Origin of the sequence: Sphaerotilus mobilis, from assembly GCF_004216565.1 — a bacterium.
Taxonomy (GTDB): domain Bacteria; phylum Pseudomonadota; class Gammaproteobacteria; order Burkholderiales; family Burkholderiaceae_C; genus Sphaerotilus; species Sphaerotilus mobilis.
In genome coordinates this window covers 1-25,958 of sequence record NZ_SGWV01000013.1, presented here as the reverse complement: position 1 = coordinate 25,958, position 25,958 = coordinate 1, and the positions used below count along the sequence as shown (strand labels likewise).

Genomic DNA, 25,958 nt, shown 5'->3' with positions numbered 1-25,958 from the left:
TTGGGTTGAAGGAACTCTACACCAGCCTCAGACCACGGCACCCGCATTCGGGTCGTTCGGATCGTGATCCTTGCGCGTCGGGCCACCGCTCACGAGGTCCTCCCGCTTCACGCCCAGCCACATCGCGACGGCCGCCGCCACGAAGACCGAAGAGTAGATGCCGAAACAGATGCCGATGGTCAGTGCGAGGGCGAAATAGAACAGCGTCGGGCCACCGAAGACCAGCATCGACAACACCATCATCTGGGTCGAACCGTGGGTGATGATGGTCCGGCTCATCGTGCTGGTGATGGCGTGGTTGATCACCTCGGTCGTGCTCATCTTGCGGTACTTGCGGAAGGCCTCGCGGATCCGGTCGAAGATGACGACCGACTCGTTGACCGAGTAACCCAGCACCGCCAGCACGGCCGCCAGCACCGACAGCGAGAACTCCCACTGGAAGTAGGCGAAGAAGCCCAAGATGATGATGACGTCGTGCAGGTTGGCAATGATGGCCGCCACCGCGAACTTCCATTCGAAGCGGAAGGCGAGGTAGATCATGATGCCGACGATCACGAAGGCCAGCGCCTTGGCACCGTCCTCGGCGAGTTCCTTGCCGACCTGCGGGCCGACAAATTCGCTGCGCGAGAGCTTGACCGGCTCGGCGCCCGCCGCTTCGCAGACATCCCGGCTGATCTGCTCGCCCTTCTCGGACGTGAACTGCCGGCTGGCGACCACACCTTGTTCGGACGCGCACAACGCGGCGAAAACCCTGCCGACCAGCTCGTTCTGCTTGACGCCTTCACGCAGCGGCAGGCGGATCAGCACGTCGCGCGACGTGCCGAACTTCTGCACCTGCACCTCGCCGAGGTTCATCGCCTCGACCGTGGAACGCACCTTGGCGATGTCCGCGCTCTGGGCGTATTCGGTCTCGATGACCGTGCCGCCGGTGAACTCGATCGACAGGTGCAGGCCGCGGGTGATCAGGAAGAAGACCGCAGCGGCAAAGGTCAGGAAGGAAATGATGTTGAAGATCAGCGCATGCCGCATGAACGGGATGTCGCGGCGGAAACGGAAGAATTCCATGGATGCTCCTGCGTGCGACCGCGTTCAGGCCTGTTCGGCCGGGGTGGATTCGGGGCTGACAACCGCGCCATTGGGGCGCCAGACCTGACCGATCGAGACCTTGGCGAGCTTTTTCTTGCGGCCATACCAGAGGTTGACCAGGCCACGCGAGAACATCACGGCCGAGAACATCGAGGTCAGGATGCCCAGGCAGTGCACGACCGCGAAGCCACGCACCGGGCCGGAGCCGAAGGCCAGCAGTGCCACGCCGGCGATCAAGGTGGTGACGTTGGAGTCCAGGATCGTGGCCCAGGCACGCTCGTAGCCGACGTGAATGGCGGTCTGCGGCGAGGCACCGCTGCGCAGTTCCTCGCGCACGCGTTCATTGATCAGCACGTTGGCATCGATGGCCATGCCCAGCACCAGCGCGATCGCCGCGAAGCCCGGCAGGGTCAGCGTCGCCTGCAGCATCGACAGGATGGCCACCAGCAGCAACAGGTTCACGCCCAGCGCCAGCGTCGAGAAGACGCCAAACAGCAGGTAGTAGGCGCACATGAAGATCGCGATGGCGATGAAGCCGTACAGCACGCTGTCGAAGCCCTTGGCGATGTTCTCCGCGCCCAGGCTCGGGCCGATCAGCCGCTCCTCGATGATCTCCATCGGCGCAGCGAGCGAGCCCGCGCGCAGCAGCAGTGCGGTGTCGGCCGACTCGACCGGCGTCATCGCGCCGGAGATCTGCACCCGTCCTCCGCCGATCTCGCTGCGGATCACCGGTGCGGTCACGACCTCGCCCTTGCCCTTTTCGAACAGCAGGATGGCCATGCGCTTGTTGATGTTCTCGCGCGTGACGTCGCGGAAGATCCGCGCGCCGCGGGCATCGAGGGTCAGGTGCACGGCCGGTTGCTGGTTGTCGTCGAAACCGGCCTGCGCATCGGTCAGGTTCTCGCCGGTCAGGATGACCTGGCGCTTGACGATGATCGGGCGGCCGCCGCGCTCGTTGTAGCGCTCGGTGCCGAAGGGCACGGCGCCGGTGCCGGTCGCCGCCGCCTGGGCCTCGGTGCTGTCGTCGACCAGGCGGATCTCCAGCGTCGCCGTGCGGCCAATGATGTCCTTGGCCTTGGCCACGTCCTGCACGCCGGGCAGCTGCACGACGACGCGGTCGATGCCCTGCTGCTGGATCACCGGTTCGGCCACGCCCAGCTCGTTGATGCGGTTGTGCAGCGTGTTGATGTTCTGCTGCAGCGCCTGCTCCTGGACCTTGCGGCCAGCCTCGGGCTTGAGCGTGCCGACCAGCTTGAACTCGCCGCCGGTGTTGGTGTCGACCCAGACGAGATCGGGCAAGGCGGTGCGCAACTCGGTGGCAGCGCGTCCCAGGCCTTCGGCATCGCGCAGGCGGACCTCGACGGTCTCGCCATTGCGGACGATGCCGGCGTGGCGGATGTTCTTGTCGCGCAGCAGGGTGCGCAGGTCGCCGGTGAGCGATTCGGCCTTCTTCGTCAGGGCCGCCTTCATGTCGACCTGCATCAGGAAGTGCACGCCACCGCGCAGGTCCAGACCCAGGTACATCGGCAGCGCGCGCAGCGAGGTCAGCCATTGCGGCGAGCGCGAAACCAGGTTGAGCGCGACGATGTAGCTGGGGTCGGTCAGATCCGGGTTGAGCGCCCGCACCACCGCATCACGCGCCTTGAGCTGGGTGTCGGTATCGCCGAAGCGGGCCCGCACCGAATTGCCTTCGAGCTGGACAAAGTCCGGCTTCAGGCCAGCACCTTCCAGCGCCTGCTGAACGCGCGGGACCAGGTCGGCATCGACCTTGATCGTCGCCTTGCCACTGGACACCTGCACCGCAGGCGCCTCGCCGAAGAAGTTGGGCAAGGTGTAGAGCAACCCGATCGCGACCGCGAAGGCCAGGATCAGGTACTTCCACAGGGGATAACGGTTCATCGTCGGATCCTCGGGGCGGTGGCCCCGGATGCGGCAGGCGCGGGGAGGAAGGCCCGGTGGCGGGCCAGGTGTGAGACCGCCGGGGCCGACCGCGCCGGCGCGGTGGCGGTCACCCCGGGAGGGCCGTCAGCGTCTTATTTGATGGTGCCCTTGGGCAGCACCTGGACGATCGAGCTGCGCTGGCACTGCGCCTCGACGCCCGTGGCCAGCTCGATCGAGATGTAGGTCTCGCCGACCTTCGTCACCTTGCCCAGCAGGCCACCACCGGTGACCACCTCGTCGCCCTTGGCCAGGGCATCGATCATGGCGCGATGCTCCTTCTGGCGCTTCTGCTGCGGGCGGATCATGACGAAATACAGCACCACGAACATCAGCACCAGGGGCAACAGGCTCATCAGGGACGAACCGGCGGCCGGGGCTGCGGCGGGGGCTTGCGCAAACGCGTTGGAAATGAACACCTTCAGGGCTCCTCGAGCAGGACACAAAGCGCTCGATTGTAGGTCGCGGTCCCGGTCAGGACCGCGAAACCCGAGCCAGACCCCGCAGGGGCGGTGGGGCGGCGTGCGCGAGGATCGGTGAGCGACGTCAGAACGTCATCGACAGCGTGTAGGTGCCGGTGGCGCCGCTCAGGCCGCTGTAGCGGACCACCCGCAGCACCAGCGTCAGCGGGGTCGAACCGGCATTGCGTGCGCTTAGCCGGTCGATCTGACCCATGCCTAGCACGCTGCGCGCCAGCAAGGTGCCATTGGTGGTGTAGGCCATCAGGTCGTAGTCGGAGCGCGCATTGGGCGCCAGCGCAACGCTCAAGGTCTTGCCGACCGGGATCACCACGCTCACGTAGTCCGTGTCGCTGGCCGAGCCGATCGTGCCCTTCAGCTGAGAGGGCACCACCAGCACCTTCTGGGCCCGTGCCAGGGTGTTGTTGTTCTCCACCTCGATGACCTGGGTGACGGGCGCCGGGGCCGGCGTCGGGTTGGGCGCTGGTGCGGGAAGGGGCGCGGGTGTCGTGGTCGATGTCCCGCCTGCGGCGACGATCGCCCGGTGCGCGTCGAGCAGGCCGCTGCCGCACTGGCTGCAGGCGACCGGGAAGCCACGTGCGACGGCGCTGGACTTCAGCAGGGTCTCGACCTGGTCAGGCGTCAGCGCCGGGTTGCGGGCCCGCATCAGCGCGGCAACGCCGGCCACGTGCGGGGCGGCCATCGAGGTGCCCATGTAGCTGCGGTAGGTGTCGGCGCCCGGCGTGGTCGTGCCGGCGTTCAGCGTCGACAGGATGCCGAAGGCCGCATCGCCGCCCGGCGCTGCCAGGTCGACCGAGGCGCCGTAGTTGGAATAGGACGCCCGAGCGCCCGTGCGCCCGACCGCCGCCACCGAGACCACACCGGCACAAGAGGCTGGCGAATAGCCCGACGCATCGGCGGCCGAGTTGCCGGCCGCCACGACCACCACCGCGCCACGGCTGCGGGCGCTGTTGATCGCGTTCTGGGTCGTCAGGTCACAGGCCCCGCGGCCGCCCAGCGACAGGTTCAGCACCTTGGCAGGCGTCGGGTTGGCCGGCACGCCCGTGATGGTGCCGCCGGCCGCCCAGATGATGGCGTCGGCGATGTCCGAGGTGTAGCCGCCGCAGCGGCCCAGCACCCGCAGCGGCAGGATGCGCGCGCCGGGCGCCACGCCGGCCATGCCCACGCCGTTGTTGGCCACCGCCGCGATCGTGCCGGCGACGTGCGTGCCATGCCAGCTGCTGTTGCTGGCGACGCTGCCGGTGCCGCAGGCGCCGGCCGGCGCCCAGTCGCCCGGGTCGCTGGCATCGGCGTCGCGGCCATTGCCGTCGTTGGCCACCGTCGTCATGCTGATGAAGTCATAACCCGGCAGCAGGTTGGCCGAAAGGTCGGCGTGCGGGCGCACGCCGGTGTCGATCACCGCGACGACCACGCCGGCGCCACGGCCGAGATCCCACGCGGCCGGCAGGTTCAGGCCAGCCGTCGCATCGCTGAGGTCCCACTGGTTGATGAACTGCGGGTCGTTGGGCAGCCACTGGGCCGTCAGGATGCGATCGAGTTCGACGTATTCGACGGCGTTGTCGCCGTTGCGGATGTCGTCGGCCAGCTGCCGCAGCGCGGCACTGCCCAGGCGGCGGTCAAGCTGCAGGACATGGCCGCCTGCCTGCGCCATGCCGCGCAGACGCGACAGCCGCACGCCGGCCCGGTTGCCGGCCACGCGGACCGAAGGCCGGGCGCTCGGATCGGCAATGGCGGTGGCCTGCGCATCGCGCAGCTTGACGATCAGGCGATCCGACGGCGGGCCGTCGTCGACGGCCTGGGCGGCGCGCAGGGTCGGGCCGTCGCCGCCACGCTGCAGGGCCGAAGCCCCGCCGACATACAGCAGCAGCAGCCCGATCAGGATGCCGATCAGCCAGTCCCGCAGGACGGCCAACCAAGGCATCGGGAGTGGTCTGTGGGTCGCTGCGCGCATGGTGCCCTCCGGGATCGCGTGTCGTTGTGATCCGCATGTTCGGCACCCAAAGCGACCAACTTGAGGTTTGAAACGAGCCGATGCCACTGTGACCGGTAGAAGGTCACGAATCGACGCACCCGTCACCCGCCCGCACACACCTTGCGGTCGATGTGCTGGACAGCGCGCTGCAAGCGTCGCGGCGAGCCTTCGCGCCGGTGTCCGTCAGGTCTCGCGTCCGCCACGCCCGATGGCAAAAGGGCGCCCGATCGGGCGCCCTTGCGGTGTGGAAGGTCCGGCCTCGAAGGGGCGGACCGGTCGGCGACTCAGCGCCTCACTGGCTCGCCTTCAGCGTGTAGGCGCCGCCGGTCGCGCCGACATTGCCGCTGTAGTAGACGGTCTTGGCCGTCACCGTGATGGCGGCGGTGCCGGAGTTCAGCAGCGAGACCGAGTCGGCCGTGCCGGTGCCGTTGTTGCTCTGCGAGACCATCGTGCCGGCGCTGTTGAACACCTGCAGGTCCAGGTCAGAGTTCGGTCCCGGCTGCAGGGTCAGCACCAGCGTCTTGCCGGCGCCGATCGTGAACTTGAAGTGATCGAGGTCACTCAGGCTGGCGACATTGGCATTGACCGTGACCACCGTGCCGGTGATGACCTGCGGCGCCGCCAGGGTGTCGTTGGGTTCGACCTCGGCGACCGTGGTGGTGGTCGGGACCGGCGTGGGGGTCGGGGTCGGGGTCGGGGTCACGCCCAGGGCCGCGTCGATAGCCGCGCTGGCGTCGACGATGCCCACGCCACACTGGGCGCAGGACACCGGGAAGCCCCGGGCCGCCGCGCTGGTCTTCAGACGCGCCTCGACCTGGTCGGGTGTCAGCGCGGCATTGCGGGCGAGCATCAGCGCCACGATGCCTGCGACATGGGGCGTCGCCATCGAGGTGCCGCGGTAGCCGGCGTAGCTGTCCGAGCCGGGCTTGCTGGTGCCGCTGTTGAGCGTCGACAGCACCGTGTAGCTGCCGTCACCGCCCGGGGCTGCCACGTCGACGTTGGCGCCGAAGTTGGAATAGCTGGCGATCGCGCCGGTACGGCCCACGGCCGAGACCACGATCACGCCGGTGCAACTGGCCGGCGTGTAGCGCGCGGCATCGGCCGTCGCGTTGCCGGCGGCCACCACCACCACCGCGCCGCGGCTGCGCGCGCCGTTGATGGCGGTCTGGGTCGTGACGTCACAGGCCCCGACGCCGCCCAGCGACAGGTTGAGCACCTTGGCCGGATAGGGGTTGGCCGGCACGCCGGTCACGCTGCCGCCGGAGGCCCAGGTGATCGCGTCGGCGATGTCGGAGGTATAGCCACCGCACTTGCCCAGCACACGCACCGGCACGACCTTGGCGCCGTAAGCCACACCGGCCACGCCCACGCCGTTGTTGGACACGGCGGCAATCGTGCCCGCCACATGGGTGCCGTGCCAGCTGCTGTTGGCGGCCACCGATCCGGTGCCGCACTCGCCGGCGCCGCGCCAGTCGCCCGGGTCGACCGGATCGGTGTCGCGGGCCGTGCCGTCGTTGGCAATCTTGGTGTCGGTGATGAAGTCGTAGCCCGGCAGCAGGTTGGCGGCCAGATCGGCATGGCGGCGCACGCCCGTGTCGATCACGGCCACGCGCACGCCCGAGCCGGTGCTCTTGTCCCAGGCCTGCGGGGCGCGGATGCCGGCGGCTGCCTCGGTGTAGTGCCACTGGGTGCCGATCTGCGGGTCATTGGGCATGACCTGGGCCTGCATCAGGCGGTCCGGCTCGACGTATTCGATGTCGTTGTCGCCGTTGCGCAGGTCCTGGGCCAGGCGGCGGAGCTCGGCGATCTTCAGGCGACGGTTGGCCTTCACGACATGGCCGCCGTCGGCGTGACCACGGACCCGCTCCAGCTGCAGGCCCGCACGGTTGCCGGCCACACGCAGGCCGTCGCGGGAGCGCACGCTCAGGTCCTGCCGGTTCTCGGCGCTGCGGTACTTGACGATCAGGCGATCGGTCTCGTCCTCGTCGTCGGCCGCACCCACGCTCGCCGGACGCTGGCTGGCACGCGGAGCATCGTCGGATTGGTAGGCCAGCGCCGGCAGCGACAGGACCGCCAACAGCGCCATACCGATCACCAGCGGCAAGACCTTGGAAGGTGCCGACAGGCAAGGAACGGGGGTGACGGACGTGGCGGGCATGTGGTGCTCCTGGCTGGTATGAATGGGACTTTATCCCACCTAGCCGCCCAAACAACCCCCTATTCGTGGCACAGATCACAGGCCGTTGCGGTCATTACACCCACTCGGGCACATATTGATTCACTTGACCCACTTCGGAGACACGCGTTTCGGGTCCAGATCAAGACGCGCAGGCCTTGATACCGATCAATGAGGGAAATGCCCCGCCCACGCTGCGGCCCCGCCCGGTTGGGCTCAGGGTTTGTTGTCAAAAAAAAGCGCGACCGTTACAAGTTCACGCCATGTCCAGGACGGACGTGGCGGCGGCGCTCAAGGCCGCTGGTTCGCGGACTGTGCTGCCCGGGCGGCGAACTCGGCGCGCAGCGCCTTGAGCTTCTCGCGCGGGTCTTCGCGGGCCGTGCGCTCGTCGAGCTTCATCTCGGCGATGAAGCGGCTCGGGATGGCCTTGCGGACCTCGCGCCCGCGCTTTTGCCGCAGCAGCGTGCTGACCAGCAGCGTGCGGCGCGCCCGGGTGATGCCCACGTACATGAGGCGGCGCTCTTCTTCGAGCCGCTCGACCGTCATGTCCTCCTCGTCGCGCTTGAAGGGCAAGGTGCCCTCGTTGACGCCGACCAGCACGACGTGCGGCCACTCCAGGCCCTTGCTGGCATGCAGCGTCGACAGCGTGACCATGTTCTGGTCCTCGCCACGTTCGGCCAGGCTCAGGATCACGCTGATCGACTGGGCGATGTCGAGCACGCTCTTGCGCTCGGTTTCGGTGCTGATGCCGCCATCGTTCTCGATCTGGCCGCCGCAGCGCTTCGCGATCCAGTCGATGAAGTCGACGACGTTGTTCCAGCGCGCGGCGGCGACCTTCTCGTTCTCTTCGCCGTCGTAGAGGAACTGTTCGTAGCCGATGTCCTGGAGCCAGGCCATCAGCATCGGCTTGGCGGCCTCGCCGCCGATGGTGTGGCGGGCGCTGTGCTGCAGGTCGTTCACATAGCGGCCGAACTCGTGCAGCGAGCCGATCGCCTTGGCGTTGAGCACGGCGGCCAGCGACTCCTGGAACAGCGCCTCGAACAGGCTGACCTTCCAGCGCCCGGCGAACTCGCCCAGCGCGCCGAGCGTGGTGTGGCCGATACCACGCTTGGGCGTGGTGACCGCGCGCAGGAAGGCCGGGTCGTCGTCCTGATTGACCAGCAGGCGCAGCCAGGCACACAGGTCCTTGATCTCGGCGCGGTCGAAGAAGCTCTGGCCGCCCGAGACCTTGTACGGAATCTGGGCCTTGCGCAGCGCCTCTTCAAGCTTGCGGCTCTGGTGATTGGCCCGGTAGAGGATGGCGAAGTCGCGCCACTCGGTCGTGCCGGTGTACGCGCCGGTGGCGTTGGCGCGGATGCCCTGGATGCGCGCGACGGCCCGTTCGGCCTCGTGCTCCTCCTGGTCGCACTGGATGACCCGCACCGGCTCGCCCTCGCCGAACTCGCTCCAGAGCTTCTTCTGGAAGATCTTGGGGTTCAGCGCGATGACGTTGTTGGCCGCGTTCAGGATCGCGCCGGTCGAGCGGTAGTTCTGCTCCAGCGGGATGACCTTGAGCTTCGGGTAGTCCTGCGGCAGGCGCTTGAGGTTCTCGATGGTCGCGCCGCGCCAGCCGTAGATGCTCTGGTCGTCGTCGCCCACCGCCGTGAAGACACCGTCGCTGCCGACGATGGCCTTGAGCATCTCGTACTGCGTCGCGTTGGTGTCCTGGTACTCGTCGACGAGCACATGGCGCAGCTGGGTCTGCCACTTCAGGCGCGCCGTGTCGTTGCTCAGCAGCAGCTTGAGCGGCAGGCCGATCAGGTCGTCGAAGTCGACCGCCTGGTAGGCCGACAGGCGCTCGTGGTAGAGCTTCATGACCCGCGCGGCCTGAACCTCGTCGGCATCCTGCGCGGCGCCTTCGGCCTGTTCCCAGGTGAGGCCCTGGTTCTTCCACAGGCTGATGGTCCATTGCCAGCGCCGCGCCAGCGCCGCGTCGGTGGTGCCACCGGCATCGCGCAGCACGCCCAGCACGTCATCTGCATCCAGGATGGAGAACTGCGGCTTCAGGCCGAGCGACTCGCCGTCCTCGCGCAGCATGCGCACGCCCAGCGAGTGAAAGGTGGCGATCACCAGCTTCTGCGCCGCCCGGGCACCAACCAGCTGGCGGGCCCGCTCGCGCATCTCCTGCGCCGCCTTGTTGGTGAAGGTGATGGCGGCGATCTGCTCGGGCCGCAAGCCGACCTGCAGCAGCCGGGCGATCTTCTGGGTGATGACACGCGTCTTGCCCGATCCCGCACCCGCCAGCACCAGGCAGGGCGTGGCCAGGTGGTTGACCGCCTCCATCTGGGCGGGGTTGAGCGACGACGGGGCTTCAGCCATGGCAGGGAATGGACGCGTTCAGCCGACCGCAGGCACAGCCGCGCCGAAGGGCCGCACGCCGATCCAGGCCGCGTGGGCCCACATCGCGAAGCCGGCCCAGGCCAGCAGGCCGATCAGCAACACCAGCGCGGTGCGCAAGCCGCTCGTCGGCACGCTGGCGGCGGGTGCCGGGCGGCGCCGTGCGCTGCGGAAATCGAGCACCCCCCAGACCAGGAAGCCGCCGAACAACAGCAGGTCGGCCAGCGTGTGGTTGGCCAGCAGGTGGGCCAGCGCCCAGACCTTGACCGCCAGCACCATCGGATGGCCCAGCCGCGCCTTGATCGCATTACCCGGCACATAGGCCGCCGCGAGCAGGATGAAAGCCACCAGCGTCAGCAGGGAGGCGAGGTGGCGACCACCCACCCAGGGCGTCCACAGCGGGACCGGTTCAAGCCTTGCGAGGCCGTAGCCCCAGACGATCAGGCCGAAACCGACCAGCGAAACGGCGGTGTAGACGCCCTTCCAGGCGCCCTCGCCCAGACGGGCGATCTGGCGCGTGCGCCAGTCGTCGGCCACGATGCGCACCGAATGCGCGCCCAGGAACACCAGCAGGCCGAGGATCAGGAAGGTCATGACGTCAGGCTCCAGCGGCCACCCATGCGGCCATCGGCGCGCATTGTCGGGCCAGCCGGATGACGGGGCAGCGACGTCAGGTGCGCCGGGCGAGCGTCATCGACCGCCCAGGACGAAGCGCCGCGCCCAGCCCAGTTCGAGCAGCGGCGACGACAGCCCGCCCTGGCGGGTGCGGGCCTGACCAACGCCGATGCGCCATTCGCCGATGGCGCCTTCGGGCTGCCAGCCGGCCCAGGCCACGCCCTGCATCAGCAAGCCGCCCCCGGTGGCGACACCGCCGCCGCCGGCCGCACCGGCCAGCGCCTCGGCACCGAGTTGCCAGCCCCAGCCCGGATGCATCGACACACCGGCACCGATCAGGCCGATCGAATAGGCGCCCGCCTGACCGGCAAAGGCGCTGTGGGCCTGGCCGCTGAGGTAGACGTGCTCGCTCACATAGCGGTTGAGCTTGAGCCCGATGGTGTCCAGCGCCAGCGAACGACCGTCGTTGCGGCGCACGTCGGTGTAGCGCAGCAAGGCGCCGGACCAGTCGCTGCGGACCGGCAGACCGGTCGGCTGCCCGGCACCGATGTGTTCCAGGTCGAAGGCCAGCCACGCCGCCGCGACGCGGGCGCGCAAGTGGCTGCCGATGCCACGCAAGCTGCCGGCCTCGACGCCGGTCGTCCAGCCGCTGGCGGGACTGGCCTGGACGCCGACGACGAGCCGGCCGATCGGCCCGCCCTCGGTCGGCACCGAGCCACCGCCGCCCAGGCCGGCCGACAGGCGCACGTGGCCGCGCAGGCTGGGCAGGCGCGCTGGCAAGGGCGCGACGCTGGCCGCGCCGGTCGCGAGGATCTCCATATAGCCCGCCGCATCGCCGCGCGCAGCGGCGGCCGATTCGATGCCCCAGGACATCCCGCTGGCCAGATCGATGCGCTCGGCCCGCGCGCCGACCAGGCCGATGCGGCGCGTGCCGCCGGGCGTGCGGATCGACCAGTCGGTCAGCGTGCCGGCCATGCGGTCCAGGCCGAGGCCACTGCGCCCGGCGTCCGCGTCTGGCGCAGACCCGGTCGGCAGATGCCGGAAGGCGCCGTCCCAGGCCAGAGCCAGGCCCAGCTGGCGGCTGCGGATGTCGCCGCTCGGGAAGGACACCCGAGACGCCGTCAGCCCGGCCTGCCAGCCCGGCCCGAGGCGCTGCCACAGCGTCAGCGCGGGGCGCAGCATCAGTCCCCCGCCGACCGGCGCCGCCGCGCCGCCGCCGCCGCCGGCATAGACGCTGGCGCTCAAGGTGCGCCCGCCGCCCAGCCGCCAGTCGCCTTCGACCTGCAGTCCGCCGACGAACAGGCCGCCGCGTCGGCCGCTGGACGCGCCGTAGACGGCCGGACCGGCCCAGAGACCATCGGCGGCCTCGAACAGCAGGGCCCCGGACATCAGGCCCATGCCTTCACGCCCCGGCAGTTCGACCCGTTCGAGGCCCAGGCTGGCGCGGGTCGGGAGGGTGTCGAAGCTGGCTGCATGCGCCGTCGGAAGCACCCCCGCAATTGCGGTGACGCACAAGGCGAAGCAGCCGGCCAGTGGCCGGAAGAAAGGTCGCGTCATGGGGCGGGGGATCCGGCGAGCAAGGAATCAGGGGTGTTCGGCGATCACCTGCGCCACCGCCGCCGTCAGGCGCCGGGCATAGGGCAGGTGCAGGAACTCGTTCGGACCATGGGCGTTGCTCTTGGGGCCGAGCACGCCGCAGACCAGCATCTGGGCCTTGGGGAAGCCCTGGGCCAGCAGGTTCATCAAGGGAATCGTGCCGCCCTGGCCGATGTAGCCCAGCGGGGCGCCGAAATGGTTTTGCGAGGCAGATTCCAGGCTGCGTTCCAGCCAGGGCTGCAGGCCGGGCGCGTCCCAGCCGGTGGCGCCTTCGGCACCGGCGCGGCCGTCGGGCACGAAGGTGACGCGGGCGTTGTAGGGCGGATCGAGTTCCAGCAGACGCTTGAGCTCACGCCCGGCGGCCGGGCCGTCCACCGTCGGCGGAAGGCGCAGGCTGAGCTTGAAGGCGCTCCAGGGCCGCAGGACGTTGCCGGCGCTGGCGATCGCCGGGAAGCCTTCGGCGCCGGTCACCGACAGCGTCGGCCGCCAGGTGCGGTTGAGCAGCGCCTCGACCGGATCGGTGGTGGTCGGCAACACCGGGTTGCCGTCCAGCCCGCAGGACCAGGGCAGGCCCTTCCAGACCGCATCGCCCAGCCGGCCGGCCGCCGCGCGCGCCTGGGCGATGCGCCCGGGCGGGATCTCGGCATGCAGACTGGCCGGCAGCAAGCGGCCGGTGGCGCTGTCTTCGAGGCGATCCAGCACCTGGCGCAGCACCCGGAAGCTGGACGGCACGACGCCACTGGCCTCGCCGGAATGCACGCCCTCCTCGATCACCTCGACCCGCAAGGTACCGGTGACGTTGCCGCGCAGGCTGGTGGTCAGCCAGAGTTGTTCATAGTTGCCGGCACCGGAATCGAGGCAGACGACCAGGCTGACCTCGCCCAGCCGGTCGCGCAGCGCATCGAGATAGGCCGGCAGGTCGTGCGAGCCACTTTCCTCGCAGGTCTCGATCAGGCCGACCAGGCGCGGATGGCCCACGCCCTGCGCCTGGATCGCCTCGATCGCGGCGATGCTGGCGTAGATCGCGTAGCCGTCGTCGGCGCCGCCCCGGCCGTAGAGCTTGTCGTCGTCGACCTTGGGCGTCCAGGGGCCGAGGTCGTTGCGCCAGCCGGTGAATTCGGGCTGCTTGTCGAGGTGGCCGTACATCAGCACGGTCGGCGCGGCCGAGCCCGCAGGCTCGGGCCGGGTCGCCGGGACCTCGAAGAAGATGACGGGTGTGCGCGGCCGGCCGGCGGCGTCGTTCAGGCGCACCACCTCCAGCTTCAGACCGGAGACGCGGCGCGATTCGGCCCAGACGGCCGCCCGCTGCACCACCGTGTCGATGTGGCCGTGTTCGGCCCATTGCGGGTCGAACATCGGGCTCTTGGCGGGCACGGCGATGTAGTCGCGCAGCGCCGGCAGGATGTCGGCGTCCCAGGTGAGGGACAGCTCGCGCGAGAGGCGCTGCAGGTCGAGCGCGGGCGCGCGGTCGGTGACGTGGCTCATGCAAGGACTCCTCTGGACAGCGCGACGACCGGCCGTCCGGCGAGCCAGTTTAGGCGTCGCTGCGGGCCCGGGCGCGGGCGTGCGCCGACCAGGCGTCGATGGCCACGTGCTCATCGGCCCGGCCATCGCCGGACAGGCCCAGGGCCCGGCCGGCACGGTGGCGCAGACCCGTGGGAGCGACCGGCCCGATCAGTGGGCGTTCGGCCTCGCCGAGCGCCGTGCCGACCAGCGCCGGCAGCGCAGCCAGGCCGTCGCGCAACTCGCCGGGCAAGGCCTGGGCGCCGGCCATGCCGAGGTCGTGGAAGCTGACTTCGGCGTGGCCGTCTTCGGTCGTGTGCACATGCAGCGCGAGCGGCAGGGACAGGTCGTGGGTCTGGTCGCGCACATGGTCATGCTGGACCACCGCCGTCTCGCCCGGGTAAGGGCCCAGCACGACCAGTTCGGCGTGCTGGCCCGGCATCGGGATCACGGCGATGACCGACAGGCCATGCGCGCCAGCGGCCGACTTCAGCCGGTCGACCGTGCGCGCCGCGTCCAGGTGGCTGCTGCGGCGGCGCTGTTCGAAGGTCTCGACGCGGACCGCACCGGCGGCCAGCATCACGACCGCCATGCAGCCCGTCAGCCAGCTGCGCCACGCAATGGCGGTGCCGGCCGTCGCGGCAGCGGCATGACCGTTCCGGGCGCTTTCTCGGGCGGCGTCGGCCGTCTGGGACAGCAGGTGACGAACCATGGGTGAACCTCCGGAATGTGGGTTGCCAGCAAGGAGGAGCCATGGTGTGCGGGACCACACGAACCGCCTGTTTCAAGCCGTAAGTGGCGCACGGATTTGCCAGATCGGGAACAGGCCTGCGGCAGGGGGCTGCGCCTGCCCGCGCCGCGATGCCCGTGCCCATCGGGCTTGTTGGCGCACAACCGTTTGCGACCCGTCGACGCGGTCGAGCGCGCCGTCACACCCGCTTACGAAGCCGCCGGCTTCAGGCGCGCTGGAACTTGAACACCGCCGTGCTGGCCAGCAGGTTGGGGTGGCGGGTCACGATGCGCCCGTCGTGCAGGCCGAAGGATTCGAGGATGCGCAGCCCGCATTGCTCGGCCAGCACCTCGAAATCGGCATAGGTGCCCACGCGGATGTTGGGCGTGTCGAACCACTGGTAAGGCAGCGTCTTGGTGACCGGCATGCGCCCGCGCAGCACCGACAGCCGGTTGGGCCAGTGGGCGAAGTTGGGGAAGGAGACGATGCCGATGCGGCCCACACGGGCGGTCTCGCGCAGCATGGCCTCGGTGTTGCGCAGGTTCTGCAAGGTGTCGAGCTGCAGCACGACGTCGAAGCTGTTGTCCTCGAACAGGGCCAGGCCCTCTTCCAGATTGAGCTGCAGGACGTTGACGCCGCGCTGCACGCAGTCGTGCACCTTGGCGTCATCGAGTTCAACGCCGTAGCCGGTGCAGGCGCGCTCGCGCTGCAAGAGCGCCAGCAGGGCGCCACCGCCGCAGCCGAGGTCGAGCACGCGGCTGCCTTCGGGCACCAGGCGGGCGATGGTGTCGAGGGTCTGACGCCGGGTCATGCGCCGATCTCCTGGGCGATGCGGTCGTAGCGGCTGCGCACGACCGCGTGGTAGCGCGGGTCGTCGAGCAGGAAGGCGTCGTGGCCGTGCGGCGCGGCGATCTCGGCGTAGCTGACGTCGTGGCCGTTGTCGACCAGCGCCTTGACGATCTCGCGCGAGCGCTGCGGCGAGAAGCGCCAGTCGGTCGTGAAGCTGATGACCTGGAACTTGGCACGCGCCTGGGCCAGCGCGGCACTCAGGTCGCCGCCGAATTCGCCGGCCGGATCGAAGTAGTCGAGCGCGCGGGTGATCAGCAAGTAGGTGTTGGCGTCGAAGTACTCGCTGAACTTGTCGCCCTGGTAGCGCAGGTAGCTCTCGATCTGGAACTCGATCGCCTGGGTGCTGTAGGCCAGCTCGGCGGCGCGCAGCGAGCGGCCGAACTTCTCCTCCATCGAGTCGTCCGACAGGTAGGTGATGTGGCCGATCATGCGGGCCACCGTCAGGCCACGCTTGGGCACGACGCCATGGGCCTGGTAGTGACCGCCGTGGAAGTCGGGATCGGTCACGATGGCCCGCCGCGCCACTTCGTTGAACGCAATGTTCTGGGCCGACAGGTTGGGCGCACTGGCGATCACCAGCGCATGGCGGACACGCGCCGGGTGGCGCAGCGTCCAGCTCAGCGCCTGCATGCCCCCCAGGCTGCCGCCCTGCACGGCGGCCAGCTGCGTGATGCCCAGGCGGTCGATCAGGCGGGCCTGCGCGTCAACCCAGTCTTCGACGGTGACGACCGGGAAGTCGGCGCCGTAGATCTGGCCATTCGCCGGGTTGACATGCGTCGGCCCGGTCGAGCCGAAGCAGGAGCCCGGGTTGTTGACGCCGATGACGAAGAAGCGGTTGGTGTCCAGTGGCTTGCCCGGTCCGACCAGGTTGTCCCACCAGCCCTGGCTGCGCTCCTGGCCAGCATAGGTGCCGGCGACGTGGTGGCTCGCGTTCAGCGCGTGGCACACCAGCACCGCGTTGCTGCGCTCGGCGTTGAGGGTGCCGTAGGTCTCGTAGACCAGCTCGTAGGGCCCGAGCGTCGCGCCGCTGCGCAAGGGCAGCGGTTCGGCGAAGGCCATGGTCTGGGGCGTCACATGCCCGAGTGTCTGCATCGATCCCGATCCACAAAAAAACCCGGCGCCGCCTCGAAGCGGACACCGGGTTCGCGGGTGTCCCCCTTTAGCGGAATTTCTAGAGCGCCCGCAAGCCGGACCAAATCGGCGCTGAAAAGGAGTTTAACGCCGCGTCCCTGGCCCCGACATGTGGGGCCGCCGGGTGCAAACGACGGTTCGGGCGCGAATCGGGCCCGTTGGTCCGGCCCCCACGTCCTTGGGGTGTGCGGCGAGCCGGCGCGATCGGAGAATTTCGTGCAACGGATCACGCTCAATCACCCCGCTTTCCTCACCCGCACCGTGCCCTTCCTGCTGCGCCCCGAGCCCACCGCGCCCTGCCCTGCCGAGCCCTCCGCACGGCCGGGACTGTGGCGCACGCCGCTGGGTCGGTCGGCCGTCCTGAGTGCCAGTGCGGTGTTGGTGGTGGGGATCGGCCTGCCATGGCTGGCCGGCGTGCGGGCCGACGACAGCGGCGCGCCGCTGCCGATGCTCGGCGGCGCGTTGTTTGGCGCGACGCTGGCGATCGGGCGACGTTGGTGTGGCGTGTCCTGGCTGCCGGGCGGCGTCCGGACACCCGAGGCGCTCGGCAACGCCGAGACGCTGGGGCGCAGCGTCGATCACGCCTGTCGACAGCAGCAGGCGCGGCTGCGCGCCCAAGGCGTCCGTCTGGTGGGCCATGTGCACCCGGCGGCGCGCGACGTGGCCTTGCCGCCGGCACAGCAGGCCTGGCTGCTCGCGTCGCTGGATGCGGCGACCCACCTGCTGGGCGATGCGCCCGCTGCCGATGCACCGGCAAGCCCGGATGGCGCGGCGGTCCTGCGGGTCGAACTGGATCGGCTGGATGGCGAGACCGGCAGCCATTTGCGGCTGCGTCTGAGCGGGGGACCGCGCAGCGTGCAGGCCCGCTGCGCGCGCCGGCTGCGCCAACTCAGCACGCGCCTGGGGGCCCAGCTCGACATCGTCGATCAGGGCGGCACGCTGCAGGTCGAGGTGGTGTTGGCCTTGCCGGCGATGCCGGCCTGAGCGCCTCAGGCAGTCGGCGGCAACGTCTGCTGGAAGCTGGGCCGTTGGCTGAGCTTGTCCATCAGGCGGGCCAGCGCCGGATGGCGATCTCGCCACACCACTGCCGGGTAGCGGAAATCGAGGTAGCCGAGCGCGCACCCCACGGCGATGTCGGCCAGCGAGAGGTGCAGGCCGGAGAACCAGGGCTTGTCGCCGAGGTGATCGGCCATGGCCGCCAGCGAGACGTCGATCTTGCCCAACTGGCGATCGATCCAAGGCTGGCAGCGCTGGGCTTCCGGGCGTGCCGGCCAGATCATCTCCATGCGGGCACCGACCGCGGCGTCCAGCAGGCCATCGGCCAGCGCCTCCCAGGTCCGCACCTCGGCGCGTTCACGGCCACGCTCGGGGATCAGGCGGCCCAAGGGCGAGAGGGTGTCGACGTATTCGACGATGACCCGCGAGTCGTAGAGCGCATCGCCGCCTTCCAGCAGCAGACAAGGCACCTTGCCAAGGGGGTTGTGGGCAAGCACAGCAGGCGTGGCGGACCACGGGTCGTCGAGCTCGAGCTTGTAGTCGAGCTTCTTCTCGGCCAACACGATGCGCACCTTGCGGGCATAGGGGCTGGTCAGCGAAGCAATGAGTCTCATGGCGGGTACGGCAGGTGGGCCCGGCAACCCGGACCTCGAGATTTCATTCTATCCATCGGCCTTCCCGGGGGTTGCCCCTGTTCGGGCCCAGGGGACAGCTCGCCACACCTGCTGCACGGCGGGTCGAGTTGTGGCAGGGCGGGCGCCCTGCGCGGCGCTCAGGCGGCGTGCACGACCTTGCGGTATTCGCGTCGCAGGCTGGCAAAGCGCGAGGACTCGCAGCGGCGCATCAGCGCGTCGAGCGTGTCGCCCACGCGGGCGCTCGCATGGCCGAGGCAGACGCGCACGTCCAAGCCGGTGGCCAGCGACGACCAGTCGTGCTCGCGCACGGCCGCCTGGACACGCTCGCAGACCCGCGCGACATCCTCGCCGCTGGCCCGGTGCAGCAGCGCGGCCAGCTCGTCATGGCTCCAGCGTGCGGGCAGGTCACCCGCGCGCAAGACCTGTCGCATCAGCGCGGCCAGCGTGCACAGCACGCGGTCCCGCACCAGCGGGCTGTGATGGGCGGCCAGCACCTGGCCCGGGTCCAGCGCCAGCACCAGCACCGAGACCTGCGCGCGGGTCGGGTCGGTGCGCTGGAGCAATTCTTCGGTCTGGGCCTGGAAGTGCTCGCGGCTGGCCAGTCCGGTCAGGCTGTCCTCGCGTCGCCAGGCCGGCAGCTGCGCGGCTTCGCGCAGGCTCAGGTCGCGCATGCGCAGCTCGAAGGCCAGCATCTCCTCGGTGACCGCGCCACTGCTGTCTGAGCCCGGGCTGGGCCACAGCTTCAAGGTGGCAAGGTCGTGGGCATTGAACTGGCCCAGCCGGCTCTGCGCCAGCAGCCAGCAGCGCCGGCCCTGTTCGATCAGGGGCTGGTGACCAAGGCCATGCGCCAGCTCGATCAGCGCGCGCGCCTGGGCCTCCGCCCGCACGTTGTCGCGCAGCACCAGCGCATGGACCGCCTGGGCCCAGCGCGACAGGCCGCCCATCCAGGCGCGTTCATGCGGCAGCAAGGCCTGCATGCGCTGAAGGTCGACGGCGGCATCGACCGGCTCGCCACGCCAAATGGTCAGCATGAAGTCGACCCAGGCCAGTAGGAAACGGCCGCTGCGCTGCGTGCCCGCCGCCATCACCCCCGGGGTCGCTTCGCAGCGCGACAGCGCCGATTGCAACGCCACCTCGACCTGGCGACGGCGCGCCAGCGAAGGCAGGCCCAGGGCGATGTCCCAGGAGCGCGCCAGCAGCAAGGCTTCGGCAAAGGCGGCGTGGATGAGCAGGTGGCTCTCCCAGTCGACCCGGCCGGCATCGCGGGCCAGGCTGCAGCCTTGGGCCAGACTCTGGCGCGCGGATTCGACATGGCCCAGCCACGCCTGCGCGATGCCCAGGCTGTCGCAGACCTGGACGGTGACGAGCGGCTCGGCCAGCTGGCGGGCCAGTCGGCGCGCGAGTTGTCCGGCCTCTTCGGCGCTGGCGTCCTGGCCCACGACGGCCGCTGCCGACCCGAGCACGGACAGGGCCTCGATCTCGAGTGCGAGATCGCGTTCATGCCTTGCAAGTTCGGACGCCCGGCGTGCATGCGCCATGGCCGCACGGAATTGGGCCTCGCGTTGGGCACACATGGCGAGGTGCAGCTCGGCCCGACCTTCGTGCAGCAGGTCGCCGGCCTCGAGCGCGCGGGCGCGCAGCAGGTTGGCGGCGTTGCGGCACCGCTCGACGGCCCCCTGACGCCATTGCGCGACGCAGGCGGTGTCGAGTTCGTCGAGGCTGAGGAGTCGGTACATGGCGGTGTGGGCTCTTCCGTGTGTCGTCTTGCAAGGTGCGTCACAGTATCCGCACGGGTGGCCGGAAGGGTCCGCGAACTGCTGCGCAGTTTTTTCATTCAAGGCGTTCGAAGCCGTAACAAAGCGGGGCCCGCGCCACACTTTGGGGGCCTCGTTGGCGCGCCGAGAACAGGTCGACCGCAAGCCTGTTGTTGCCGCGATGCCCGTGTTGATCGGGGTTCTACGATGGATCGCACCCTGATCTGCCGGAGCCCGCGATGCCCGCCTGGCTGTTGACGCTGGACCGCCACGTGCCGGTCCGCTACCTGATGCTTGCGAGCTGCGCGCTCGCGCTGGCGGCCGGCCTGTGGTCGGACTGGCCGCTGTCAGGACAAGGCCCCAGCGGCTGGACCGTGATGGGCGCGGTGCTGTTGCTCATCGGCCTGCATGACCTGGCGCAAAGCCGCCAAGCCGTGTGGCGCCACTACCCGGTGATCGGGCATCTGCGCTTTTTGCTCGCATGGGTCCGCCCGGCAAGGGGTGGGGACATCATCGACAGCGAGCCAGACGCCCCGCCATTCTCGCGGGTCGACCTCCGTGCCGAAGGCGTCTCGGACATGCGCCCCGTCGGCAACCCGCAAGACGAGAAGGCCGGCGGACATGAGTGGCTGTCCCACGCGCTCGCGCCCACCACCGTGGCCGGTCACGACTTCCGAGTGCTGATCGGCTCGGCAGCGTCTTGTCGGCAACCCTACAGCGCCTCGGTCCTCAACGTCTCCGCCTTGCGCTTCGGCCCCTCGTCGGCGGCCACGATCGAGGCGATCAACGGCGGCGCGCGGCAAGGTCGCTTTGCCCATGAGACGGGCGAAGGCCCGATCAGCGAGCACCACCGCCGCCACGGCGGCGACCTGATCTGGGCGATCGGCTCGGGCGACGTCGGCTGCCACGAAGGCAACGGTGGTTTCGACCCGCAACGCTGTGCGGAGCAGGCCGCCGATCCACAGGTCCGCATGATCGAACTTCAGCTCGCTCACAGCACCTTTTCGACGCCGCTGGCGCTGATGCTGTTCGTCGAGCGTTTGCGACGCCTGTCGGGCGGCAAGCCGGTCGGCATCAAGCTGTGCATCGGCCCTGCCTGGGAATGGTTCGCGCTGGTCAAGGCGATGCAGGTCAGCCGCGTGGCGCCTGATTTCATCGTCGTTGACGGGTCCGAAGGCGTCACCGGCGCAACGCCGCAGCAGCGGGCGGACCCCACGGGCTTGCCGCTGCTCGAAGGCCTGCAACTGGTGCACGACACGCTGGTCGGCGTCGGCCTGCGGGAACGCGTGCGGATCGGCTGTGCGGGTGAGTTCGTCAACGCCTTCGACATCGCCCGCGCAATGGCCCTGGGCGCCGATTGGTGCAACGCCACGCCGGATGGGCGACGTCTGCACGCGCGGGTCGTGCCCGACACCATCGAGCAGGTGGCCGCATGCCACCGGCACATGCTCGAAGCGCTGCACGAACTCGTGCAGGCGGCTGGGCTGCATCACCCCGGCGAGTTCACCCGCAGCCACATCGTCCGCCGACGGCCCGATGGCAGCACGGCGATCTTGGCCGAGTGCCTACCACCGCTGCGCAGCGGGGTGTTGCTGGCCGCTGAGCGCGGCGAAGTGCCGTGGCCGTCGCCGATCCATGCCCGCGACTGGCCGCGCGCGCAAGTCGGCTCGTTCAGCCCGCTGCCGATGGACGCCGTCCCGGACGACTCATTTGGTGCCAAACATGCGGTCGCCGGCATCGCCCAGTCCCGGGACGATGTAGCCATGGTCGTTGAGCTGCCGGTCGATCGCAGCGGTGTAGACCGGCACGTCCGGGTGGTGGGCATGGAAGCGTGACAGGCCCTCGGGCGCGGCGAGCAGGCTGACGAAGCGGATCGAACGTGGCCGCGTCTCCTTGAGCCGCTCGACCGCAGCGGCGGCCGAGTTGCCGGTCGCCAGCATCGGGTCCAGCACGATGGCGTCGCGTTCGTGCATGTCGCCGGGCATCTTGAAGTAGTACTCGACGGCCACCAGCGTCTTCGGGTCGCGGTACAGGCCGATGTGGCCGACGCGCGCGCCGGGCACGACCTCCAGCATGCCGTCGAGAAAGCCGCTGCCGGCACGCATCACAACGACGAAGACGGTCTTCCTGCCCTCGATCACCGGGCTCATCATCTTTTCGAGCGGCGTTTCGATCTCGATCAGCTGGGTCGGCATGTCGCGCGTGACCTCGTAGGCCATGAGCATGCTGATTTCGCCAAGCAGGCGACGGAAGCTGCTGGTGGAGAGGTCCTTCTGCCGCATCAGCGTGAGCTTGTGCTGGACCAGCGGGTGATCGATGACATGGACCTGCGGGGTCGTGGTGGCGGTGTTCATGGCGCTCTCCGGATGGGTGGCTCGATGGGGTCAGGGATGTTCAGAAGACGGTGCCATCGCTGTCGATCAGGACCGGCGGCGGTCCGCCCAGGCGGCGCTCGGCGGCGATCTGCCGGCCGGCGGCCCAGCTGCCGCCCTCGAGCATGCAGGCCAGCGGCAGCTGCTCGGCGTTGACACCCAGCTCGGCCCTGACCCGGGGGGCCAGTTCGTCCAGCAGGGCGACGGTCAGCGCGCGCCACTCGATCACCCACGGGTCGGCCGGTAGGTGCGGTCGGGTGAGCATGGCCGGGTCGCGCGGGACGATCACGCCCGCGTCGAGCAAGAGACCGCCATTGCGGTATTCGGGCAAGCCGGTGAGCGCGTCCAGCCCGGTCACGGGGATGCCGGCCCATTCAAAGGGTTCGAGCAGCGAATAACTCAGCCACTGCGACAGCTTGTGGAACGGCACGAGGCCGGCGTCCAGAGCCTCGCCGCCAGCGGCAGGGTGTGGCCAGACGTCGCCCAGCGGCTGGTCGTCGGGCGTGTGACCGTCGCGCTGTCCCAGCCACTGGCCACTCGGCCAGATCGTGCTGGTCGCATCGAGCAAGGCGCCCAGGATGTCGGCGGCCTTCAGGCTGCGGGTAGCCGGGTCCAGCCGGGCCTGCAACACGTCGTAGAGACGGCCCGGACGCGCCGCGCCGCCCTCCTTGTGGGCGAGCGCTTGCAGCGCGGCACCAAGGCGGTGCATCAAATCGGTGCGGCCGTCCAGACCGACCAGCGGGTTGCCCTCGTGCACCTGGAAGATCGTCGCGAGATGCCACGGCTGCAGCGCCAACAGAGCCGTCGCGTCGACCCGGCAGGGCTGCGCCGGGTCGCTGGAGAACTGCCCCGTCATGAAGGCATCGAAGCTGGCGACAGCCAGGCCTTCGCTGCGGGTCAGGATGGCGTCGGTCTCGGGCTCCTGGTAGCGCCAGGCCGGCCCGGCGCCGGCATCCAGCAACACGCTGACGACGGTCAGGTCGATCCGCGCGCGGGCGGCTTCAGGCGCGCCCAGCCCTTGCAACGCCACGTCCAGCCGGGCCTGACGGTCGACGCCGCCGGCTTCGAAGTGGCGCCAGCGGCTGTGATACGGGATGCGCAGGGTCGGGAATCGCGCCAGGCTGAGCTTGGCCACGCGGCGTGCCACGGCATCCAGGCGTGATCGATCCAAGGTGAAATGGGGCGAGGCGCAGGCGTCCACATGGGCGGCGATGGCGGCGCAGCGACGACGGATTTCGGCGGGGTCACGCAAGCGGCGGACGGCCTGCTCGGCGGCGGACAAGGGAGTGACGTTCGGGCTCATCGGCAGCTTGCTTCAGCGCAGGTCCCGGCCCTTGACGGCGGCCAGCGCGGTGTCGTCGGGCACATCGCCGGTCGTGTAATAGCCGGCGGCGATCTTGGCCTCGATCTCGACGCGGGCGTCGGCCGGCACGAGGGCGTCCGGAATCTTGACGCGTTCGCCGACCTCGATGCCGCTGCAGGTGATGGCGTCGTACTTGTCGTTGCTCATGCTGACGAGGCGATGGATCTTGCGCACGCCCAGCCAGTGCAGCACGTCGGGCATCAGTTCCTGGAAGCGCATGTCCTGCACGCCGGCCACACATTCGGTCCTGAGAAAGTACTTGTCGGCCGAATCACCGCCGACCTGCCGTTTGCGGGCGTTGTAGACGAGGAACTTGGTGACCTCCCCGAGCGCCCGGCCTTCCTTGCGGCTGTAGGCGATCAGGCCGACGCCGCCGAGTCCGCCGTGCGCACGCGACTGGGCACCGGCGATGCATTCCTCGATCGCGTGCGTCAGGTAGGGCCGGCAGGTGCAGATGTCGGAGCCGAAGACGTCCGAGCCATTGCATTCGTCATGCACCCGCGCGGTCAGCGTGATGGCCGGATCGGCCAGGTCCTGGATGCGGCCGAAGACGTAGAGCGTCTGCCCACCGATCGGCGGCAGGAAGACCTCGATGTCGCTGCGTGTGACCAGTTCGGGGTACATGCCGCCGGTCTCCTCGAACAGCGTGCGGCGCAGGTCGGCCTCGCCGACGCGGAAACGCGCCGCCACGCCGGGCAACCACCAGACCGGCTCCAGCGCCACCTTGGTGACGACGGCCGAGCCGTTTTCCAGCAGCACCTCGCCGTCGGGCTTGAGCCGCTGAAAGGCGATGGCCTGCCGGATCTCCGGCAGGTCAATGTGCGCTTGTGTCACCGCGATCGTCGGGCGGATGTCGTAGCCCTCGGCGATCTGCTCGGCGTAGACCTGCGCAACCGAGGCACCCCAGGGATCGATGGAGACGATCTTCTGGGCGTCTGCCCACGACGGATGGGGGCCGACCGGCGATGTCGGGGACGTGTTGGTCAGGTCCGCCCGGTGTCCCTTGGTCAGGTTGCCGGCTGCCACCGCCAAGGCCCGATACACGCCGTAGCTACCGCTGTGGGTCCCCACCACGTTTCGGTGGCTGCGGTTCGTGGTGGTGCCGATCACCGGTCCGCGGCGTTGCGGGTCGGCCTCGCCCCAGTGGATCACGGGCGTGCCGTGGGCGGTCTGACCCGGATGTGAGGTCAGACGGATGTGGGACAGCGGCGGGACATCGCTCGACATGGCGGACTCCGAGGGAGGTGGGCTTCAGCATCGTGCGGAAGGACGACAACCCCGTGTGCGCAATACCCGTGCCGGCCAGTGGCACGTCCCCGTCATGTGCGGGGTGTCAGGTCAACGCGGCGCTGCGTCGCAGATGTTCGTCAAGCACGGCCTGAATGATCGCGATGTAGCGCTCATTGGTCCATCCGGTCAGTTCTGCGAGGTGCGCCGGCAACGGGATGGTGTCCTCCGACAAACCCGCCGTCTCGATGCTGCGGCTGAGCACCAGCAAGCGTCGCACGGGCAGGTCCATCGCCATCCACGTCTGGCTCGGGGTTGCGCGCGCACGGACGTAGCGCACCACCTGATTCGACAACCCCCATTGCGCGCAGAGCGCGGATCCCACGGCGTGGTTTCCGACGCCGATCGCCTTGATCTCAGCGTCGGCCAGGGCCTGGGGATCATGCGTGTGGGTGTCGAACAGAAGGTCGTAACCGCCGGGAAACAGATCCTTGCGAGACGCAAAGACGGCTGCGCCCGATGCGGCAAACAGCCCCGCGCTGTGGGCGAGCCAGGGATCCAGGTCCAGGGGCACAGCCGCTCTGCCCATGACCCAAGCCAGTCGCGCGGCGCCGCCCCAGATCCGGTCCATCAAGGGCGTCGGCGGAAACGCCCGGCGCAAGGCGGTTTGCAAGGTGATGGCCATCACCTGATCGTTGCCGAGGAAACGCAGGGCTTCTCCGACGTGATCAACCCGCCGCAAGAGGCCAAACATCGCGGAGTTGACGGTCTTGACCACCTCGGCGGCCAAGGCCATGTCGGCCGAGATGACGTCGGCACAGGCCTGTGCGTGAACGGCAGGCTCGCGCAACAGGGCCTGCAGGTCCAGCAAGGCCCTTGGGCAGGCCGGCAAGGCGATCTGAAGTCGACGGAGTTCTTCGGGGAGCGTCATGGCTACGCGATGTTGCCCGCGCCACATGGCCTCGATCCGTCAAGTTGCGCCAGAGTTGGGGTCGACTTCGTTCGCGTCGATGTTCAATGAGCGTCGCTGAATCGCCGGAATTAATCCTGGCAGCATCTTCTTCGCCCAAAAGAACAAACCCCCTGCAGTTTTCACTGAGGGGGTTTGGGGATAGTAGCCTGACGATGACCTACTTTCACACGCGAATGCGCACTATCAT

The 25,958-nt window shown here is 69.4% G+C and carries 19 protein-coding genes, 1 pseudogene and 1 riboswitch; of the genes and pseudogenes, 2 read left to right on the top strand and 18 right to left on the bottom strand.

Features of this window, described 5'->3' with window-relative positions; translation table 11 throughout:
• Positions 1 to 27: 27 nt before the first annotated feature.
• From secF to metX, 12 genes are all read right to left on the bottom strand, one after another.
• Positions 28 to 1,065, bottom strand: a complete 1,038-nt coding sequence (secF, locus tag EV685_RS19080; protein WP_130483663.1) for a protein translocase subunit SecF — start codon at positions 1,063 to 1,065, stop codon at positions 28 to 30.
• 24 nt (positions 1,066 to 1,089) lie between these two features.
• Positions 1,090 to 2,985, bottom strand: coding sequence for a protein translocase subunit SecD (gene secD, locus EV685_RS19075; protein WP_130483662.1), 1,896 nt, complete (start codon positions 2,983 to 2,985; stop codon positions 1,090 to 1,092).
• Positions 2,986 to 3,119: 134 nt separating this feature from the next.
• Positions 3,120 to 3,443 (bottom strand): preprotein translocase subunit YajC, encoded by a 324-nt coding sequence (gene yajC, locus EV685_RS19070; protein ID WP_130483661.1) that lies wholly within the window; start codon positions 3,441 to 3,443, stop codon positions 3,120 to 3,122.
• Between the two features lie 127 nt (positions 3,444 to 3,570).
• On the bottom strand, positions 3,571 to 5,424 hold the full coding sequence (locus tag EV685_RS19065) for a S8 family peptidase (RefSeq protein ID WP_130483660.1): 1,854 nt from the start codon (positions 5,422 to 5,424) through the stop codon (positions 3,571 to 3,573).
• Between the two features lie 343 nt (positions 5,425 to 5,767).
• A complete protein-coding gene (locus EV685_RS19060) occupies positions 5,768 to 7,633 on the bottom strand; it encodes a S8 family peptidase (RefSeq protein WP_242615678.1) in 1,866 nt (621 codons plus the stop codon).
• Positions 7,634 to 7,942: 309 nt separating this feature from the next.
• Positions 7,943 to 10,009, bottom strand: a complete 2,067-nt coding sequence (locus EV685_RS19055; RefSeq protein ID WP_130483659.1) for a UvrD-helicase domain-containing protein — start codon at positions 10,007 to 10,009, stop codon at positions 7,943 to 7,945.
• A gap of 18 nt (positions 10,010 to 10,027) precedes the next feature.
• On the bottom strand, positions 10,028 to 10,621 hold the full coding sequence (locus tag EV685_RS19050; RefSeq protein ID WP_130483658.1) for an NnrU family protein: 594 nt from the start codon (positions 10,619 to 10,621) through the stop codon (positions 10,028 to 10,030).
• A 96-nt stretch (positions 10,622 to 10,717) separates the two neighbouring features.
• On the bottom strand, positions 10,718 to 12,199 hold the full coding sequence (locus EV685_RS19045) for a hypothetical protein (protein WP_130483657.1): 1,482 nt from the start codon (positions 12,197 to 12,199) through the stop codon (positions 10,718 to 10,720).
• Positions 12,200 to 12,226: 27 nt separating this feature from the next.
• Complete coding sequence (locus EV685_RS19040; RefSeq protein ID WP_130483656.1) at positions 12,227 to 13,723, bottom strand: M20 family metallopeptidase; 1,497 nt, start codon at positions 13,721 to 13,723, stop codon at positions 12,227 to 12,229.
• 49 nt (positions 13,724 to 13,772) lie between these two features.
• The gene (locus tag EV685_RS19035; protein WP_130483655.1) at positions 13,773 to 14,453 is read right to left on the bottom strand and encodes a DUF302 domain-containing protein; all 681 of its coding nucleotides are present in this window, start codon (positions 14,451 to 14,453) and stop codon (positions 13,773 to 13,775) included.
• Between the two features lie 244 nt (positions 14,454 to 14,697).
• Positions 14,698 to 15,282 (bottom strand): methionine biosynthesis protein MetW, encoded by a 585-nt coding sequence (gene metW, locus EV685_RS19030; protein WP_130483654.1) that lies wholly within the window; start codon positions 15,280 to 15,282, stop codon positions 14,698 to 14,700.
• Positions 15,279 to 16,412: a homoserine O-succinyltransferase MetX gene (metX, locus tag EV685_RS19025; RefSeq protein ID WP_130483653.1), complete on the bottom strand. Its 1,134-nt coding sequence runs from the start codon at positions 16,410 to 16,412 to the stop codon at positions 15,279 to 15,281. The genes metW and metX overlap by 4 nt, the downstream gene beginning before the upstream one ends.
• Positions 16,413 to 16,463: 51 nt before the next feature.
• Positions 16,464 to 16,534, bottom strand: a riboswitch (SAM riboswitch).
• Positions 16,535 to 16,667: 133 nt separating this feature from the next.
• Here metX and EV685_RS19020 point away from each other — a divergent pair.
• On the top strand, positions 16,668 to 17,435 hold the full coding sequence (locus EV685_RS19020) for a hypothetical protein (RefSeq protein WP_130483652.1): 768 nt from the start codon (positions 16,668 to 16,670) through the stop codon (positions 17,433 to 17,435).
• A gap of 5 nt (positions 17,436 to 17,440) precedes the next feature.
• Here the strand turns inward: EV685_RS19020 and EV685_RS19015 are convergent, their stop codons facing one another.
• Complete coding sequence (locus tag EV685_RS19015; RefSeq protein WP_130483651.1) at positions 17,441 to 18,061, bottom strand: glutathione S-transferase family protein; 621 nt, start codon at positions 18,059 to 18,061, stop codon at positions 17,441 to 17,443.
• A 158-nt stretch (positions 18,062 to 18,219) separates the two neighbouring features.
• Complete coding sequence (locus EV685_RS19010) at positions 18,220 to 19,818, bottom strand: GGDEF domain-containing protein (protein WP_130483650.1); 1,599 nt, start codon at positions 19,816 to 19,818, stop codon at positions 18,220 to 18,222.
• A 257-nt stretch (positions 19,819 to 20,075) separates the two neighbouring features.
• On the opposite strand from EV685_RS19010, the pseudogene EV685_RS21270 reads away from it, so the two are divergent.
• Positions 20,076 to 21,188, top strand: a pseudogene (locus EV685_RS21270) (glutamate synthase-related protein); the annotation flags it as partial.
• Between the two features lie 354 nt (positions 21,189 to 21,542).
• Here the strand turns inward: EV685_RS21270 and upp are convergent.
• The 4 genes from upp to EV685_RS18985 all read right to left on the bottom strand — a co-directional run bounded on the left by upp (position 21,543) and on the right by EV685_RS18985 (position 25,729).
• The gene (upp, locus tag EV685_RS19000) at positions 21,543 to 22,190 is read right to left on the bottom strand and encodes a uracil phosphoribosyltransferase (RefSeq protein WP_130483648.1); all 648 of its coding nucleotides are present in this window, start codon (positions 22,188 to 22,190) and stop codon (positions 21,543 to 21,545) included.
• Between the two features lie 40 nt (positions 22,191 to 22,230).
• A complete protein-coding gene (locus EV685_RS18995; RefSeq protein WP_130483647.1) occupies positions 22,231 to 23,511 on the bottom strand; it encodes a URC4/urg3 family protein in 1,281 nt (426 codons plus the stop codon).
• 12 nt (positions 23,512 to 23,523) lie between these two features.
• The gene (locus tag EV685_RS18990) at positions 23,524 to 24,798 is read right to left on the bottom strand and encodes a GTP cyclohydrolase II (RefSeq protein WP_130483646.1); all 1,275 of its coding nucleotides are present in this window, start codon (positions 24,796 to 24,798) and stop codon (positions 23,524 to 23,526) included.
• Between the two features lie 106 nt (positions 24,799 to 24,904).
• On the bottom strand, positions 24,905 to 25,729 hold the full coding sequence (locus tag EV685_RS18985; protein ID WP_165396869.1) for an HDOD domain-containing protein: 825 nt from the start codon (positions 25,727 to 25,729) through the stop codon (positions 24,905 to 24,907).
• Positions 25,730 to 25,958 lie beyond the last annotated feature (229 nt).